Annotated in this window: 13 protein-coding genes; 3 read left to right on the forward strand and 10 right to left on the reverse strand. The window is 62.4% G+C overall.

Features of this window, described 5'->3' with window-relative positions:
• Positions 1 to 24 precede the first annotated feature (24 nt).
• On the forward strand, positions 25 to 2,073 hold the full coding sequence (gene ligA, locus ACRC0P_RS15115; RefSeq protein ID WP_438632134.1) for an NAD-dependent DNA ligase LigA: 2,049 nt from the start codon (positions 25 to 27) through the stop codon (positions 2,071 to 2,073).
• A gap of 469 nt (positions 2,074 to 2,542) precedes the next feature.
• Here the strand turns inward: ligA and accA are convergent, their stop codons facing one another.
• The 9 genes from accA to ACRC0P_RS15160 all read right to left on the reverse strand — a co-directional run bounded on the left by accA (position 2,543) and on the right by ACRC0P_RS15160 (position 15,092).
• Complete coding sequence (gene accA / locus ACRC0P_RS15120) at positions 2,543 to 3,499, reverse strand: acetyl-CoA carboxylase carboxyl transferase subunit alpha (RefSeq protein WP_438632135.1); 957 nt, start codon at positions 3,497 to 3,499, stop codon at positions 2,543 to 2,545.
• Between the two features lie 174 nt (positions 3,500 to 3,673).
• Positions 3,674 to 7,201, reverse strand: coding sequence for a DNA polymerase III subunit alpha (gene dnaE / locus ACRC0P_RS15125; protein WP_438632136.1), 3,528 nt, complete (start codon positions 7,199 to 7,201; stop codon positions 3,674 to 3,676).
• A 107-nt stretch (positions 7,202 to 7,308) separates the two neighbouring features.
• Positions 7,309 to 7,524, reverse strand: a complete 216-nt coding sequence (locus ACRC0P_RS15130; RefSeq protein ID WP_438632137.1) for a DUF1289 domain-containing protein — start codon at positions 7,522 to 7,524, stop codon at positions 7,309 to 7,311.
• A complete protein-coding gene (locus ACRC0P_RS15135; protein ID WP_438632138.1) occupies positions 7,524 to 8,054 on the reverse strand; it encodes a gamma carbonic anhydrase family protein in 531 nt (176 codons plus the stop codon). The genes ACRC0P_RS15130 and ACRC0P_RS15135 overlap by 1 nt, the downstream gene beginning before the upstream one ends.
• Positions 8,055 to 8,225: 171 nt before the next feature.
• Positions 8,226 to 8,726, reverse strand: coding sequence for a methylated-DNA--[protein]-cysteine S-methyltransferase (locus tag ACRC0P_RS15140; RefSeq protein ID WP_438632139.1), 501 nt, complete (start codon positions 8,724 to 8,726; stop codon positions 8,226 to 8,228).
• A complete protein-coding gene (locus ACRC0P_RS15145; RefSeq protein WP_438632140.1) occupies positions 8,723 to 10,186 on the reverse strand; it encodes an AlkA N-terminal domain-containing protein in 1,464 nt (487 codons plus the stop codon). The genes ACRC0P_RS15140 and ACRC0P_RS15145 overlap by 4 nt, the downstream gene beginning before the upstream one ends.
• A gap of 275 nt (positions 10,187 to 10,461) precedes the next feature.
• Positions 10,462 to 12,171 (reverse strand): dipeptidyl-peptidase 3 family protein, encoded by a 1,710-nt coding sequence (locus ACRC0P_RS15150; protein WP_438632141.1) that lies wholly within the window; start codon positions 12,169 to 12,171, stop codon positions 10,462 to 10,464.
• A gap of 308 nt (positions 12,172 to 12,479) precedes the next feature.
• Positions 12,480 to 14,297: an ABCB family ABC transporter ATP-binding protein/permease gene (locus ACRC0P_RS15155; RefSeq protein ID WP_438632142.1), complete on the reverse strand. Its 1,818-nt coding sequence runs from the start codon at positions 14,295 to 14,297 to the stop codon at positions 12,480 to 12,482.
• 183 nt (positions 14,298 to 14,480) lie between these two features.
• On the reverse strand, positions 14,481 to 15,092 hold the full coding sequence (locus ACRC0P_RS15160) for an NUDIX hydrolase (protein ID WP_438632143.1): 612 nt from the start codon (positions 15,090 to 15,092) through the stop codon (positions 14,481 to 14,483).
• Positions 15,093 to 15,645: 553 nt separating this feature from the next.
• On the opposite strand from ACRC0P_RS15160, the gene adhP reads away from it, so the two are divergent.
• The gene (adhP, locus tag ACRC0P_RS15165) at positions 15,646 to 16,668 is read left to right on the forward strand and encodes an alcohol dehydrogenase AdhP (protein ID WP_438632144.1); all 1,023 of its coding nucleotides are present in this window, start codon (positions 15,646 to 15,648) and stop codon (positions 16,666 to 16,668) included.
• 174 nt (positions 16,669 to 16,842) lie between these two features.
• Positions 16,843 to 17,382: an NUDIX hydrolase gene (locus ACRC0P_RS15170; RefSeq protein ID WP_438632145.1), complete on the forward strand. Its 540-nt coding sequence runs from the start codon at positions 16,843 to 16,845 to the stop codon at positions 17,380 to 17,382.
• Positions 17,383 to 17,436: 54 nt separating this feature from the next.
• Here ACRC0P_RS15170 and ACRC0P_RS15175 read toward each other — a convergent pair.
• The coding region (locus ACRC0P_RS15175; RefSeq protein ID WP_438632146.1) for an NGG1p interacting factor NIF3 at positions 17,437 to 17,784 on the reverse strand (348 nt) is incomplete at its 5' end.

The raw sequence follows: 17,784 nt of genomic DNA on the forward strand, positions 1-17,784 counted from the left end.
ATTTCCTGTTTGTGCAAAACCACAATGACTAAAAAAATTCCTTCTGAAAAACATCAGCGCGCACAGGAGCTCCGCGAAACCCTCCAGCGCGCCAATTACCAATACTATGTGCTGGACAACCCGGAGCTGCCGGACGCGGAGTACGACCGCCGCCTGCGCGAGCTGCAGGAACTGGAAAGGGAATACCCGCAACTGGCCACCGCGGATTCCCCCACCCAGCGGGTGGGCGCCGAGCCGCTCACCGCCTTCGCCGAGGTGCGCCACGCGGTGCCCATGCTCTCTCTGGACAACGCCTTCGACGAGGAGGAGCTGCTCGAATTCGACCGCCGGGTGCGCGATCGCCTGAACACCGGGAATCCGGTGGAGTACGCCTGCGAGCCCAAGCTGGACGGCATCGCCATCAGCCTGATGTACCGCGACGGCGTACTGGAGCGCGCGGCCACCCGCGGCGACGGTACCACCGGCGAGGACATCACGCGGAATGTGCGCACCGTCGGCTCCGTGCCCCTGCGGCTGATGGAAAACGGTGTGCTCCACAAGGTGCCAGAGTTGCTGGAAGTGCGCGGCGAGATCTATATGCCCCGGGACGGCTTTGCCAGACTGAACGACGAGGCGGCGAAGGCGGGAGAGAAAACCTTCGTCAACCCGCGCAACGCCGCCGCCGGCAGCCTGCGGCAACTGGACTCGCGCATTACCGCCCAGCGACCACTGGAGCTGTGCGCCTACGGCGTGGGCCTGGTGGAGGGCGCCGCGCTGCCGGGCCGGCACACGGAGATACTGCAGCAGCTCAACCGCTGGGGCTTCCGCATCAACAGTGAAATGGCTGCGGCGAAGGATATCCAGGGCTGCATCGACTACTACAAGAAGCTGGCGGAGAAGCGCGAACAGCTGGCCTACGATATCGACGGCATCGTCTTCAAAGTCAACGATATCGGCCTGCAAAGACGTCTCGGCTTCGTCGCCCGCGCGCCCCGATGGGCCATGGCCTACAAGTTTCCCGCCCAGGAGGAAATGACCGAGCTGCTGGACGTGGAATTCCAGGTGGGGCGCACCGGTGCGGTGACCCCGGTGGCGCGCCTCAAGCCGGTGTTCGTCGGCGGTGTCACCGTCTCCAACGCCACCCTGCACAACCGCGACGAGATAGAGCGCCTGGGGGTGATGATCGGCGACACGGTAGTGATCCGCCGCGCCGGCGATGTGATTCCCCAGGTGGTTTCCGTGGTGGAGAGCCGGCGCCCGAAAGACGCCCGCGCAATCGAATTCCCCACCCACTGCCCGGTGTGCGATTCGCCGGTGGAGTCCACTCCCGGGGAAGCGGTGACGCGGTGCAGTGGCGGCCTGATCTGCAGCGCCCAGCGGAAGCAGGCGATCAAGCACTTCGCCTCGCGCAAGGCCATGGATATCGACGGCCTCGGCGACAAGCTGGTGGACCAGTTGGTGGAGGGCGGGCTGCTGCACTCGGTGTCTGGCCTCTATCACCTGTCGCTGGAGCAACTGGCGGAACTGCCGCGCATGGGGCAGAAGTCCGCGCAGAACCTGCTCGACGCCCTGGAGCGCAGCAAGGCCACCACCCTGCCCAAGTTCCTCTACGCCCTGGGCATTCGCGAAGTGGGCGAGGCCACCGCGCGCAACCTGGCGCGGCACTTCGGCGACCTGGATCCCCTGGCGCGGGCGGATGAGGAGGAATTGCAGCAGGTGGAGGACGTGGGCCCGGTGGTGGCGCACTTTGTGGCGGAATTCTTCCAGCAGGCCCACGCCCAGGAGGAGATAGAGGCGCTGCGCCAGGCGGGAGTACACTGGGAACCGGAAGAGCGGGGCGGCGAAGAGCAGCCGCTTGCCGGCCAGACCTGGGTGCTCACCGGCAAACTGGAGACCCTGTCCCGCAGCGAGGCCAAGGATTATCTGCAGCGCCTCGGCGCCAAGGTGGCCGGCAGTGTGTCCGCCAACACCGCCAGTGTGGTTGCCGGCCCCGGCGCCGGTTCAAAAATGAACAAGGCGCGGGAGCTGGATATTCCCATCCTGGATGAAGATCAATTCCTCGATATGCTGCGGGAGCGCGGTATCGAAATCTGATCGCTCTCCGATAACTCCCGACCCACCCGGCTCTGTGGGAGCCTGCCTGGCAGGCGAATTGCCGCGCCTGGACATTCGCCGGCGGAGCTGGCTCCCACAGGATGAGCACAAGATTTGCCCCTGTCTCTGCTCAGTCAGACTTTGATCAAAAAAATAATCGGGGTTTTTCAATTGGGATCTAGTGTCCTGTATGGTACTAAATAGTGATACCAGAGCCCCCCAGATTGTTCACAGTTAGGCGCAGCTCGCAGGGAATGGTCATTCCATTTTCAAGAGCTGCAACGCCGCTGTGGGCCCTCTCGATTGGTGAAGAGGGGGGGGCTCCCTTCGGGCGGGCCGCTAAGCAGCCATCTGCGGCGTTGCACTTGCTTGACGTAGAATGACTACGCCGGCGCAAGTGCGCCTTGCATCTGGCCGCTTAGCAGCCCGCTGGTATTACTATTTAGTACCATACAGGCCACTGGAGGTATCAGGAGGCGATATTGCCGTAGCTCATCAACCGCTGGTAGCGTTTCTCCAGCAGTTCGTCGATGGGGACATTGCGCAATTGCTCCACCTGTGCGGACAGGCGTTCCTTCAGGCGCGCGGCTATGGTATCCGGGTCCCGGTGGGCGCCGCCCAGGGGTTCCGGGATGGTCTCGTCCACGATACCCAGCTCCTCCAGCACGCTGGAGGTTACGCCCATGGCCTCTGCCGCCAACGGCGCTTTTTCCACGGTCTTCCAAATGATGTTGGCGCAGCCTTCAGGGGAGATCACGAAATAGGTGGAGTACTGCAGCATATTCAGCTGATCGCCGACGCCGATGGCCAGGGCGCCGCCGGAGGAACCCTCGCCGATCACGGTGCAGATGATCGGGGTGCGCAGGCGCGACATCACCGCCAGGTTCTGGGCGATGGCCTCGCTGATGCCGCGCTCCTCGCTGTCGATGCCCGGGTAAGCCCCGGGGGTGTCGATCAGGGTGAGCACCGGCAGTTTGAAGCGCTCCGCCATCTGCATGATGCGCAGGGCCTTGCGGTAGCCCTCCGGCTTTGGCATGCCGAAGTTGCGCGCCACCTTGTCGTTCACGGTGCGGCCCTTCTCTTCGCCGATCACCGCCACCGGCACGCCGTCCAGGCGCGCGATACCGGCGATGATCGCCTTGTCGTCGCCGAAGTGGCGGTCGCCGTGGAGTTCGTCCCAGTCGGTAAAGATACGCTTGATATAGTCCTGGGAATAGGGGCGCTGGGGATGGCGCGCCACCTGCACCACTTGCCAGGGGGTGAGGTCCGCGTAGATGGACTCGGTGAGTTTTTCGCTCTTTTCCCGCAGGCGGGTCACTTCGTCGGCGATATTCAGCTCGTTGTCGTCGCCCACATGCTGCAGCTCTTTTATCTTGCTTTCCAGTTCAGCAATCGGCTGCTCAAATTCGAGAAAATTGAAATTCATGAAATCCGCGCCTTGAAATCTATTCCGATAATGCCTAGAGCGTCACACCAGTGCCACCCGCAAAATTCTCGCCTGCCGCCAAGTTGCATTCGGCCGCGAAAACGGTCGTATAAAAATGGCGGCTAGCTTACCGGGATAGAACCAGCTAGTCGAGCCTGTTAGTATGACACCACACTAGCGCCGCTCACTGTAATTGAGCACCACCCGCTGTCGACCGAGCAGTTCACGCAATGACTGCACCAACTGGTCGTTGGGCTCCACATTCCAATCCCTTGGCAGCCGATAGGTGCCGCGGGCATCGCTGCGCGCCACTTCCAGGTTGACGCAGCAGTTACTGCCGGGACCGTTGGTATAGGGCCGCAGGCAGGCGGCCAGCCGCCTGGCCAGCCCCCTCGGCGCGGTGGCGCTGTCCAGTTGCAAACACACGCCGGTCACGCTGCCCTGGCGCAACTCATCCAGCGTGGACACATTGTTGACGGTCATCTTGAGGCCGCCGCTGTAATCGTCGTGGGATACGGGGCCATCCAGTACCAGCAGGGAGTCCTTGGCGAGCTTCTCCCGATGCTCGCCAAAAGCCTCGCTGAACACCGCCGCTTCCAGGCGGGCACTCCTGTCGTCCAGGGTCACTATGGCCATGGAGTCGCCGCGTTTGGTTTTCATTACCCGCATGGCCACCACCAGGCCCGCCACCTTTTGCGCTTCCCGGCCCGGTTTCAGGTCGGCGATACGCGCCTTGACCAGGTGTTGCAGTTCCTCTTCATATTCATCGATGGGATGGCCGGTGAGGTAGAGACCGAGGGTGTTCTTCTCTCCCTCCAAGCGCTCGCGAATGCTCCAGGGCCGCGCGCGGCGGAACTCGGCGTAGACGTCCCCCTCCGCCGCGGAGGGTACTACTTCGCCAAACAGGTCCATCATCCCGGCGCTGGCATTCGCCGCCTGCTGTTCCGCGGCCTTGACCGCCTCGTCCACCGCGTTGAACAGCACCGCGCGGGAATAGTTCAGGCCGTCGTCGCCGTCGGCGCTGGGGCCGATGCCGTCCAACGCGCCGGAGCGCACCAGCGCCTCCAGGGCGCGCTTGTTCACCTTGCGCGGGTCGATGCGGGAGCAGAAGTCGAACAGGTCGGTAAAGGGCCCGCCCTCTTTGCGCACCGCGATGATATTTTCCACCGGCCCCTCGCCCAGGCCCTTGATGGCGCCCAGGCCGTAGATGATGCGGTTGTCGATATCCACCGAGAACTGGTAGCTGCCCAGGTTCACGTCCGGCGGCACCAGTTCCAGCTTCATGGCCCGGCACTCTTCGATAAAGGTTACCACCTTGTCGGTCTTGTCCATATCCGAGGACATGGTGGCGGCCATAAACTGCGCCGGGTAGTGGGCCTTGAGCCAGGCGGTCTGGTAGGACACCAGCGCGTAGGCGGCGGAGTGGGATTTGTTAAAGCCGTAACCGGCGAACTTCTCCACCAGGTCGAAGATCTTGATCGCCAGCTCCGGGTCCACGCCCTGCTCTTTCGCGCCGCTTTCAAAGATCTCCCGCTGCTTGGCCATCTCCTCGGGCTTTTTCTTGCCCATGGCCCGGCGCAGCAGGTCGGCGCCGCCGAGGGTGTAACCGGCCAGTTCCTGGGCGATCTGCATCACCTGTTCCTGGTAGACGATAACCCCGTAGGTGGGCTCCAGGATCGGCTTCAGTTTCTCGTGCTGGTATTTTGCGTCCGGGTAAGCCACCTGGGCGCGGCCGTGTTTCCGGTTGATAAAGTCGTCCACCATCCCGGATTGCAGCGGGCCCGGGCGGAACAGGGCCACCAGGGCGATCATGTCCTCCAGGTTATCCGGCTGCAGGCGCTTGATCAGATCCTTCATGCCGCGGGATTCCAGCTGGAATACCGCGGTGGTCTCGGCCTTTTTCAGCATTTTGAAGGTGGGTGCGTCGTCCAGCGGCAGCGCGACGATATCCAGCGGTTCGAGCCCTTCGCGCGCGCGCTGCTCGTCCACCATGCGCTTGGCCCAGTCGATGATGGTGAGGGTGCGCAGGCCGAGGAAGTCGAACTTCACCAGGCCGGCGTCTTCCACGTCGTTCTTGTCGAACTGGGTCACCAGGCCGCCGCCGGACTCGTCGCAATAGAGCGGCGCGAAATCCGTGAGCTTGGTGGGGGCGATCACCACGCCGCCGGCGTGCTTGCCCACGTTGCGCGCAACACCTTCCAGCTGCACCGCCATCTCCCAGATTTCCTGGGCCTCTTCGTCGCTTTCCAGGAATTCGCGCAGGATTTCTTCCTGGTCGAACGCCTTCTGCAGGGTCATTCCCACATCCGGCGGGATCATTTTCGACAGCTTGTCGGCGAGACCGTAGGATTTGCCCTGCACCCGCGCCACGTCGCGCACCACTGCCTTGGCGGCCATGGTGCCGAAGGTGATGATCTGGCTCACCGCCTGGCGGCCGTAGTTGTCGGCCACATAGCCGATCACCCGGTCGCGCTTCTCCATGCAGAAGTCCACGTCGAAGTCGGGCATGGAGACCCGCTCCGGGTTGAGGAAGCGCTCGAACAGCAGGTCGTACTGCAGCGGGTCCAAGTCGGTGATATCCAGGGAATAGGCCACCAGCGAGCCGGCGCCGGAACCCCGCCCCGGCCCCACCGGGATGCCGTGTTCCTTGGCCCACTGGATAAAGTCCATCACGATCAGGAAGTAGCCCGGGAAGCCCATCTGGATAATGATGTCCAGTTCGAAGCGCAGGCGGTCCTCGTAGACCTTGCGCCGCGAAGCGTAATCCGGCGCGGACTTGTCGAGAATTTTCTCCAGGCGCCGCTCCAGGCCATCGAAGGAAACCTTCTCGAAGAACTGGTTTTCGGTCATGCCCTCGGGAATCGGGTACTCTGGCAGGAAATACTTGCCCAGTTGGATCGGCGAGGTACAGCGCCTGGCGATTTCCACGGTGTTGTGCAGCGCCTCGGGGATGTCGCTGAACAGTTCCCACATTTCCTCCGGGGTGCGGAAATACTGCTGCGGGGAATAGCGACGCTCGCGCCGGGGATCATCCAGGGCGCGGCCCTCGTGAATGCATACCCGCACTTCGTGGGCCTCGAACTCGCTCTCGTCGAGAAAGCGCACGTCATTGGTGGCCACCACCGGCAGTTGCAGCTCCTGCGCCAGGGCCACCGCGCCGTGCAGGTATTCCTCGTCCCCGGGACGGCCGGTGCGCTGCAGTTCCAGGTAGTAGCGCCCTGGAAAGACCTGCGCCCACTCCCCGGCCAGGTCCCGCGCCTGGGCGGCGCGCCCGGCCACCAGCGCGCGGCCCACATCGCCGTACCTGGCCCCGGAAAGGGCCAGTACGCCGGCGCTGTACTCCTTCAGCCACTGGCGGCGGATATAGGCCTGGCCGTGGTACTGTCCCTCCATCCAGGCGCGGGAGATCAACTCGGTGATATTGCGGTAGCCATCGCCGTTCATGGCGTAGAGGGTGATCAGCGTGGGCTTGTCCTCACCGCCCTCACTGAGCCAGAAATCCGCGCCGGTAATCGGTTTGATACCGGCACCCAGGCAGGCCTTGTAGAACTTGATCTGGCCGTAGAAATTGGTCTGGTCGGTGAGCGCCAGCGCCGGTATCTGCAGCTCCCCCGCTCGGGCCACCAGCGGTTTGATGCGCACCAGGCCGTCGATCAGGGAGAACTCGGAGTGGACTCTTAAGTGGACAAAAGGTTGGGTCATGTTTTTCGTGTTTAATTCTCGACAATGTCCTTGTAGGAGCGGGCCATGCCCGCGATCAATATTGATCGCGGGCATAGCCCGCTCCTACAGGGTATTTTTAAAATTCTTTACCAGAGGCGGCCCATCTGCCGCGCCCGTTCGGTACAGCTGCGCAATACCTGCCGGCGCTCGTCGTCGCACATGGTGCCCCACCGGCTAATCTCCCGGCCGCTGCGAAAGCAGCCCTCGCAGATATCGCCGCTGTTGAGTGCGCACACGGAAATACAGGGGGACTTTACAAGGTGTTGGACCGGCCGCCCGGCCGCCGCTTCTCTCCCGGACATCAGGAATCGGAAACCGGGGTGAGCTGTTCGGAAAAATACCGGCCGTTGTCCGCGTAGTAGTCGCTGCTGGCCTTGAGCAATTCGAAGGTGGATTCGTCGAGGGTTTTGACCACCTTGGCCGGGATGCCCAGCACCAGGGAGTAGTCGGGGATCTCGGTATTCTCGGTGACCAGGGCGTTGGCGCCGACAATACAGTACCTGCCGACCCTGGCTCCGTTCAACACCACCGCATTGATCCCGATCAGGCTGTAGTCCCCTATTTCACAGCCGTGCAGCACCGCCTTGTGACCGACAGTCACCCCCTGACCGATGGTAAGGCGAACGTCGGGATCAGTGTGCAGCACGGCGCCGTCCTGGATATTGCTGTATTCACCGATGGTGATCGGGCCGCAGTCGCCGCGCACCACCGCGTTGAACCACACGGTGCTGTGGTCGAGTAGTTGCACATCGCCGATTACCTGGGCCCCCGGGGCGATATAGTGCCCCTCGCCTTCCATCTGCGGTTGTTTTTCACCCAGTTTGTATAGCATTTAGCCCCCTACGTTGCGATCATTCAAGCGCGCTATTATCGCGGTCGGAGGGGGTTGTGGCCAGCGGATGAAGCTTGCGCTCGCCCCGGCGGCCCGCTTGCCGAGTTGGAGTTCGCGTTCCCAGGGGCGGCTGCGCCGCCTTGCGGAGCTGGAGCTCCGCGGTCCCGGGGGTTACAACAGTTGATTCTGTTGTACGAAACCGGACCCTTCCAGGCTCAGCAGCCGCGCCTTCATCTCCAGCCCGCCGGCGTAGCCGGTCAGGCTGCCGTCGGCACCGATCACCCGGTGGCAGGGAATCACCACGGCGATGCGGTTGGCGCCGTTGGCCCGCGCCACCGCTCGGATCGCCTTCAGGTTGCCCAGCGCCTCCGCCTGCTCCCGGTAGCTGCACGTGTTCCCGTAGGGAATGCGCAGCAGCTCATCCCAGACGCTGCGCTGGAACTCAGTGCCGCGTGGATTCAACGGCAGATCGAATTCCCGCCGCTCACCGGCAAAGTACTCCTCCAGTTGCCGGGCGGCCTCGTCGGTCAACTCCGATGGCTGGCGCTTCCAGTCCGGCTGCAGGCGCATGGGCCGCTTGTCGCTGTGGAACTCCAGCGCCACTATACCCTCGTCGTCTGCGGCTATACCCACCTCGCCGAATCCGGTGGAGTAAATTTCATAACTGATCATTGATCCTCTCCAGTCTTTAACGACTGCCACAACAGCAGCGCTGCGTAGGCCCGCCAGGGCCGCCAGTTCTCCGCCCGCGCCAGGGCCTGCTTCGGTTTGGCCTTCTCGCCGTTTTCCCCCAGTGCCTGCAAGATGCCCAGGTCGGATGCGGGGAAGGCGTCCGGCATGGACAGGCCGCGCATGGCGATGTACTGCGCGGTCCAGTCGCCGATACCCGGCAGCGCGGTGACCCGGGCACACCAGTCGGCCAGTTCCGTCTCGGCAAAATTCACTCGGCCGTCCAGGGTGGCGGCGACGAATTCGCGCAGGGTCTGCGCCCTCGCGCGGGTCAGCCCCAGTCCGTCGAAATCGGCATCCGTCAGTTGCTCCGGAGTCGGGAACAGCCGGTGCTCCTCCCCCGAGTCGCCGACAAAGGATTCGCCGTAGCGGGCCACCACCCGCCCGGCGATGGTGGTGGCGGCGGCAACCGAGATCTGCTGGCCGAGGATGGCGCGCAGGGCGTATTCGAACGGGTCCCAAGCCCCGGGGAGGCGCACCCCCGGTGTGCGGGCAATCTCCCGCGCGAGCAAGGGGTCCGCAGCCAGTTGGGTGGCGATCTCCGCGGTATCCGCGTCCAAATCGAACAGCCGGCGCAAACGCTGGTTCAGTAGGTAGAGCGCGGCGCCGCCCTCCCCGGAGACCTCCACCACCAGGCGGTTTTTCGACCCCTGGTCGCGCACCCGCAGCACACCGCGCACCCCGTCCAACGCAAAGCTGCGCCGATACACATCACCCTCCACCTGCTCCACACCGGCGAGAGCCCGGGCGCGAAAAAAAGCCAGCAGTTCCCGCCAGTGGAATGGCGGCCGGTAGTGGAGGTAAAAGCGGGTTCCCGAAGCCGCGACCGCCCCGCTCTCCCCTTCCACCGAATCCCGGCGGACTTCCGAGGGGGTGCGCCGGTAGATCTGTTTGAACACGCCGTTGAAGCGCCGCAGGCTGTTGAAACCGGACTCGTAGGCAATCCGCGAGATCGGCAGGCCGGTATCCCGCAGCAGCCCGAACGCGAACAGCGCCCGCTCCGCCTGCCAAACCGCCAGCGGACTCACCCCCAGGTGCTCCGCGAACAGCTGGCGCAGGTAGCGGCCACTGACCCCCAGCCGGTCCGCCAGCGTCTCGATGGACTGGGCCTCGCGCTCGCTGCGCATCAACCTCAGCGCCCGCTGCACTGTGGTGGATACCAGCCCCCAGGCCGGACTGCCCGGCGCCGCATCCGGCCGGCAACGCAGGCAGGGCCGGTAGCCCGCATTCGCCGCCTCGGCGGCGGTGGCGTAGTAGGTGACATTGCGCTCCAGTGGCGGCCGGGCGGGGCAGATGGGCCGGCAGAAGATGCGGGTGGTCTTCACCGCGGTAAAGAATCGCCCATCGAACCGCCGGTCGCGGGCGAGGCGGGCGCTGGAACAGATACTGTGGTCGAGTTGCACGGCGATCTCCTCTGGTTGCGGGCCAGTTTAGGAGCGGGCGGCATCGTGTACTAGTCATTTTCGGAAGTGACAGAAAGGAACTTCTGTGTCGCTCAGCACGTCTGGCCGGAAAGGAGAGCCAGGGGCGCACAGGTGGAATAATCCCGGCAAGTGCAAAGACTGAGGAGTCGATATGAAAACGGCCGGCGTTCTCGCGGAAGAACAGCAGGGCGCGCTGTTCACCCGCCGGACCAATGGCAACGGCCCACAGACGGGGCCGTACCAGCAGCTTCGTGCTATTTCAGGCCCAACACTTCCCTGCCCTGGATAAAGGTCACGTCCACCGGAATATCCGCTTCCGTCAGCCGGTCCAGATCGGCCTGAAGCTCGGCGCCGACAACGCCCTTGCTGTCCAGCAGCTGTTTGGCTTTGGCGTAGTCGCCGTCGCCCTGGATGGTGAGGATCAGGTTCGACAGTTTGGTCATCGCGTCCTGCATCTTGCCGAAATCCACACTGTACTCGCCGGTTTCAGCATCACGGGTAAAGGCGCCCTGCTCCTTGAAGAAGTTAAAGCGCATCATATTGGCCTTGCCGTGGGCGCTGGCGGCGCCGAAGCGCACACTGCGGAAGATGCTGGCGAGGAAGGTGACGTAGTTGTCCATCAGCTCGCCATCTTCCAGTTCGCCCTTCTCGTGCAGCTCGGTCACCATATACAGGCCCAGAATATCCGCCTTGCCCTCTTCCAATGCGGAGGAGGACTCCTTGAGTGCCTGGCGCACGTTGCTGCCGTCGGTGACGGTTTTCTTGATGCCCAGGCCGTGGGCCACCTCGTGGAACATGGTGTTGGAGAAGAACGCCGGGAAGGTGATGTGCTTGCGCTGGTCGTCGGCGATCAGCAGGTCGCTGATGGGCACCAGTATCTTGTCGAACTTGGCGCGCATGGCGTTCTTCAACTGCAGGCGGCGGGTGCCCTTGGCCAGTTGCACCTCCTCGTCGTTGGGCAGGTTGATGGCGATGGTCTTGGAGCCGGCGTTGCTGTGGCCCGCGTAGTAGAGCACATCGTAGGCATTCAGGTCGGAGTCGGTGCCCGGTGTTTCCGATTTGTACTTCTCCGCTACCGGCAGGCCCTTTTGCAGTTCCGGCAGGAAAGCGGCGAATTTAGCCAGCTTTTCGCTCCACTCCTTGTCTTTCAACAACACATAGGATTCGTAAGCGGTGCGGTAGGCGAACAGCTGGTCCTCGTAGTTTTCGATGGGACCGATCACCACGTCGATGGCATTGTTCTTCATATCCATCCAGGCCATATCGCTGGGACGGAAGTTGTCACTCACCAGGGCGTCGGCGCGCAGGCGCAGGTAGTTGGCGAACTCCTCGTCCTCCGCCAGCCCGGCGGACTCGCGCAGAATCTCCGCGGCGCGGGTCAGTTGGTCCCTGTAGGCGTCGCTGTAGGGCACCAGTTCCAGCTTGCCTTCGGTGTTGCGGCGCACCAGGGAGTAGAGGCCGTCCTTGCCGGGCTGATTCCAGGCTTCGAATTCAGCCTTGGTCATATCCGCGGGATAGAAGTTCGCGCCCAGCGGCTTGGGGCCGTAGCCTTCGATAAAGGGCTCGTTGTTGTTCAGGCGGTCCCAGGGGCCGTAATTGATTTCGGCGAATTCGCGCTTGCGGCTGTCCTCGATACTGGACAGCAGCTCCTCCGCAGGGCCGTAGGATTGCAGCCAGAAGAGGCGGTCCATGATTTTGCTGGCATCGATCAGCAGGCCGATCATCTGCCGCTGCTCGTCGGAGAGATCGGAGAGGTCCGCATTCAGGACCACCGGTGCATAGATACCGAAGCGGTCGTCGGCGTTTTCCACCGGCTGTTTTTTAGCCACCGGCACCGTTTCGGATTCCACGATACGGGCTTCGGTTTCAGCCTGTTCCGTGTTTCCCGCCTGCTTTTCCCGCGGTGAGCAGGCGCTCACAAAAATCAGCGCCAGCAGTGCGGCGATAATCTGTACAGTTTTCATCGGCGTTTTCATAGGAATTGTGCCTGTCGTTATCTTTACTCCGGCGCCACATTAGTCCGGCGCTGTGGTTTTATCAACTCAAGTTTCGGAGTTCGAGGTACCTGCCGGTGGCACAAGCTGGAGCGGGGTGGGCCTTTCTGGGACTGTCTGCGAGAGGGACCTCGCGGACAAGCCTACAGGGACGTATTGAGGGGGGGACGCCTAGCCCGTGTCCCAGAAAGGCCCACCCCGCTCCAGCTCCTCGAGTTGAACCCCGAAACTTGAGTTATAAAGAAAGCGGCGGTGATGGATGGTGCGAACCTTGTGCCCTACGCGGACGACACCGCGGACGGCAGGATTTCCGGATCATGTTCCTGCTGCTGCATCCGCCACAGCGCCGCGTAGTGCCCGTCCCGGGCCAGCAGTTCGCCGTGGGCGCCCCGCTCGACGATACGGCCCCGGTCCATCACCAGGATCACATCCGCATCCACCACCGTGGACAACCGGTGGGCGATCACCAGGGTGGTCTGCTCGCGGGCTATCTCTCCCATGGCGGCGAGAATGCCCCGCTCGGACCGGCTGTCCAGGGATGAGGTGGCCTCGTCGAACACCATGATCGGGGGCCGCTTGAGCAGTGCGCGGGCGATGGCCACCCGCTGTTTCTCACCGCCGGAGAGCTTCAGCCCGCGCTCCCCCACCAGGGTATCCACCCCTTCCGGCAGTTGCCGGATAAAGTCATCCAATTGCGCGTGGCGTATCGCCTCCATTACTTCCTCGTCGCTGGCGTTCACGCGGCCGTAGCGCACGTTTTCCAGGATCGACTGGTTGAACAGCACCGCGTCCTGGGGCACCACGCCGATGGCGCGACGCAGGGACTGCTGGTCGACCTCGCGGATATCCCGGCCGTCGATCAGGATGCGGCCATCGCTGACGTCGTAAAAGCGGAACAGCAGCTTGAACAGGGTGGACTTGCCAGCGCCGCTGGCGCCGACGATGGCGACTTTCTGCCTTGGCGCCACCGAGAAGCTGACACCGCGGAGAATTTTCCGATCCTCGCGGTAGCCGAAGTGCACCTCCTCGAAATCGATGCGGCCGCTGCGCACCTCCAGCTCGCGGGCATCGGGGTTATCGCTTACCGCCGGCTCCACCGTGAGCAGGGCGAACATTTTCTCGATATTCGCCAGGGCGCCTTTCATTTCCCGGTAGACAAAACCGAGAAAATTCAGCGGGATAAAGATCTGCATCATGATGGCGTTGATCAGCACAAAGTCGCCGATCGTCATCGCACCTCGGGTCACGTTGACGGCGGCGAGCACCATGGCGCCACACATGGCGCTGGCGATAATCAACGCCTGGCCCGCATTGAGACCGAACAGGGACAGGCGGTTCTTGCGCCGCGCGGACTCCCAGAAAGCCAGCTCGCGGTCGTAGTGGCGGGCCTCGTGGGCTTCGTTGCCGAAATATTTCACCGTCTCGTAGTTGAGCAGGCTGTCCACCGCGCGGCTGCTGCTCTGGGATTCCGCCTGGTTCAGCTCGCGCACGAAGCGGGTGCGCCACTCGGTGGCCACCACGGAAAAGCCGATATAGGCCACCACCGCGCCCAGCACCAGCAGCGCGAAGGCAGCACTGTAGTTCCACCACAACAGCCCCACCACCATGGCGATTTCCACCAGTGTCGGCACTATGTTGAACACCATAAAGCGCATCAGGAAACCGATGCCCGCGTTGCCGCGCTCGATATCCCGCGACAGGCCGCCGGTGCGGCGGTTGAGGTGGAAATCCATATCCAGCCTGTGCAGGTGCTCGAACACCTCCAGCCCCACCCGGCGCTGGGCGCGCTCGGTAACGCGGCCGAAAACCGTATCGCGCAGTTCGCCGAACAGCACGCTGGAAAAACGCACCGCGCCGTAGGCCAGCAGCAGCCCCAGCGGCAGCGCGACGGCCTGAGCCGCACCGCCGGCGTTGTCCAGGTCGTCGACAATATGCTTGAGCAGAAACGGCAGCCCCACCCCCGCCACCTTGGCCCCCACCAGGCACAGCAGCGCCAGCGAGACCGCGCGCTTGAATTCCAGCAGGTAGGGGAACAGGGACTTCAGTGCGCCCCAGTGCACTTGGTCCAGGGCGATATCGGATTTGGGTCTGGGCATGGCTCTGCTCGTGAATAACTGGCGCGCATTATACGCACCCGGTTGACAGCAATGCGGTAAGGGTAGGCCCTCAAGCAAGCTTGAGGTCAACAGGCTTCCGGCGGCGGGACCGCGAAAGCGCTGACTGAATATTGGGATCGCGGCCATGGGCCGCTCCTACGGGCAAGAGCAATGCGGCCCGCCTTAATTCAGTGCCCGCAGCGGCACATCGTCCCGCCGGCCTATAGGCGCGTCCAGTACCTTGACCAGGAACTCGGTCAGCACCCCTGCGGTAAAACCCCAGATTTCGTAGCCGCGGTAGAGATAGGCGGGCAGGTAGACGGCGCGCTGGTCGATGGTGACGCGGTCGGTGCGAATACGGGGATCGGCCAGGAAGAACGACAGCGGCACACGGAAGATTGCATCCAGTTCACCGGGGTTGGGGGTCAGGTTTACATCGGGGGAGATCACGCCCACCCAGGGAGTGACCTGTACCTGCCAGCGGGTGCTGCGCGACCACAGCGGGCCCAGCAGGCGAATCTGCCCGGCGGGAAGGCCGATTTCCTCCTCGGTTTCCCGCAGAGCGGTGAACTCCAGGGAGGGATCGGTTTCGTCCCAGCGGCCGCCGGGCAGGGATACTTCCCCGGAGTGGGTGGAGAGATGGCGGGCGCGAAGGGTGAGGATGACCTGCGGGTCCGGCTCCTCGGTCAGGGCCAGCAATACCGCGGCATGTCCCTGTAAATCGGGGCCTTTCGGTACCTTTTCCAGCAATTGGCCGCTCAATTTGGCGAGTTTGTGTTCGATTACATCCAGCATAGGGTCACTGCTCAAACCACCAATTCACAAGGTGGCTGTACAAACTATACGCTAAAGCCGAAAGTGATCAAATTGGCCGCTACAATCGTCACTTGTCGCCTTCCAATTACAATATGAAACCCATAAGTAACTGCTCACCCGATCGCGGGCATGTCGGATGGCCGCCCCGCCGCTCCTACAGGGTGGCTCGCTTAAGCCAATGCAGCTTCCCTATGAGTGAGTAGTTACACCCATAAAACCATTATAGGCGGCATAAGCATCGCAGGTTGCGCCGACAGCATCCCCCTGACCCATCATTGTTTTCTCGCTCCTGGCCGTCGGCAGGGTAATTGACCTGTTGATTGATGTACCTCAATTCAACCTCGTTTGGCCTATCTATACTCCCCGTGTGTAATCCCGGCGACTGAGGCCGTTTTCGCCCGGGACGAAGCGCAGTGAGCGCCGTACGGATCGTTCGAACTGCGACAGAGGGCTGCGGGCTCCAGTGTCCTGTATGGACACTAGTGAACAGGTTCCATACCAACAGAATCAGAGAAAAAAGGCGGGTCACCAAATGTCCAGGATTATGAAAGCTGCCGTTGTACATGAGTTTGGCAAACCGTTATCCATCGAGGAAGTGACGGTTCCCAATGTTTCTCCAGGAAAAGTTCTTGTCAAAATAGAAGCCTCCGGCGTTTGCCATACCGATTTGCATGCCGCGGCAGGGGATTGGCCGGTCAAGCCCAATCCGCCATTTATTCCCGGGCACGAAGGGTCCGGTGTTGTGGCTCAGGTTGGTGAAGGCGTAAAGATTGTCAAAGAGGGGGACCGGATCGGGGTACCCTGGCTGCACACCGCCTGCAGGCACTGTCACCATTGCATAACAGGTTGGGAGACTCTCTGTGGAGAGCAATTGAATACCGGTTATTCCGTCAATGGCTGCTTTGCCGAGTATGTGCTGGCGGATGCTGATTATGTCGCCCGTCTGCCCAGAGGGTTGGCGTTCGACAGCTCCGCCCCGATTCTCTGCGCCGGGGTAACGGTTTATAAAGGCTTGAAAGAAACCGAATGCAGGCCGGGAGAAACTGTCGTGATTTCAGGTATTGGCGGACTCGGGCATATGGCCGTTCAGTACGCCAAGGCCATGGGGATGAAAGTGATTGCGGTGGATATCGACGATAACAAACTGAAACTGGCCAGTTCCCTGGGAGCGGATTTGACCCTCAACGCTAAAAATACAGATCCCGTAGCTGAGGTGCAGAAGCAAATGGGGGGCGCCAACGGCGTGTTGGTTACCGCTGTTTCCGGCAGTGCATTCACACAGGGTGTGGGTATGCTGGGACGTCATGGCACCATGGTTCTCAACGGCCTGCCTCCGGGCACTTTCGACCTCGATATCTTTGATACGGTGCTATCGCGAAAAACCATTCGCGGCTCAATTGTCGGTACCCGTGCGGACCTTGAAGAGGCCTTGGAGTTTGCCGGTGAAGGAAAAGTGGAATCCCACTTTACCACTGAGCCTATGGACAATATCAACAGTATTTTTGACCGCATGAGGGAAGGAAAAATTGAAGGCCGGATTGTTATGACCCTCTAGCCGACAAATCGCTTCATGGAGTCCCGGAAAACGTAGCGAGCGGATACCGGGCGCGGACTTCACTGATGGCAGCGGCATCCCATGATCCGCCGGATTGTTCGCGCCCCCGCCGATTGCTGATCCCCAAGCCCCCGACAGACTGACGGCCGGCGTGGACGCGGTTATACTGGCGCCATGAAATTCTGCAGTCATTGCGGCAGCGATGCCGTCACTTTCTCCATTCCCCAGGGCGATGACCGCCCCCGCCACCTGTGCGGGAGCTGCGGTGCCGTCCACTATATCAACCCCCGCGTCATCGTCGGCGTGCTTCCCTACCTCGGCGACCGGATACTGCTGTGCAAGCGCGCCATAGAACCGCGCCTGGGGCTCTGGACCCTGCCGGCGGGTTTTATGGAAAACGGCGAGACCAGTGAGGAAGGGGCACTGCGGGAGTCCTGGGAGGAGGCGCGGGCGAATATTCGCGTGGACGATCTCTATACCGTCTACGACATCCCGCATATCAACCAGCTGTACCTGATCTACCGCGGCGAGCTCATGGATACAGATTTCGGCCCGGGGCCCGAGTCACTGGAGGTGGCACTGTTCCGGGAGGATGAAATCCCCTGGGAGGAAATGGCCTTCCCAATTATGCATCGCGCCGTCGAGCACTATTTCAAGGACCGCAAGGGGAGCGGCTACCCCCTGCACCGCGGCGTTATCCACCGCAAACTGTAAACGAATGCAGAAAAGCAGAGGCGAACCTTTGTTCGTCCCTGGAGGGAATACGGATCAACCGCAGCGCTCGTCCAATTTCCACAGGTCGAACGCCGGCTCCTCATAGGGGTGTGCCTCGCGCAGCGCGGCCAGCGCTGCGTCCACCAACTCGTCGGCGCACACCATCTCCACCCGGTATTCCGATACCTGCTCCACCTCCCCGATCTCGCCGATAAACGGTTGGCTGCCGGCCCGCGGGCGGAACTGGCCGGTGCCCGGCACCTGCCAGCAACAGCAGTCGTAGTCGCCGATCCGGCCCACGCCGGCGGCGAACAGTGCGGTTTTCACCTTCTCCAGGTGGGTTTCGGGAATATAGACGCAGAGTTTGTACATGGTTTCCCCCGGTCCCCGTAGGAGCGGGCC

Source organism: Microbulbifer sp. (assembly GCF_051659245.1).
Classification (GTDB): Bacteria; Pseudomonadota; Gammaproteobacteria; order Pseudomonadales; family Cellvibrionaceae; genus Microbulbifer.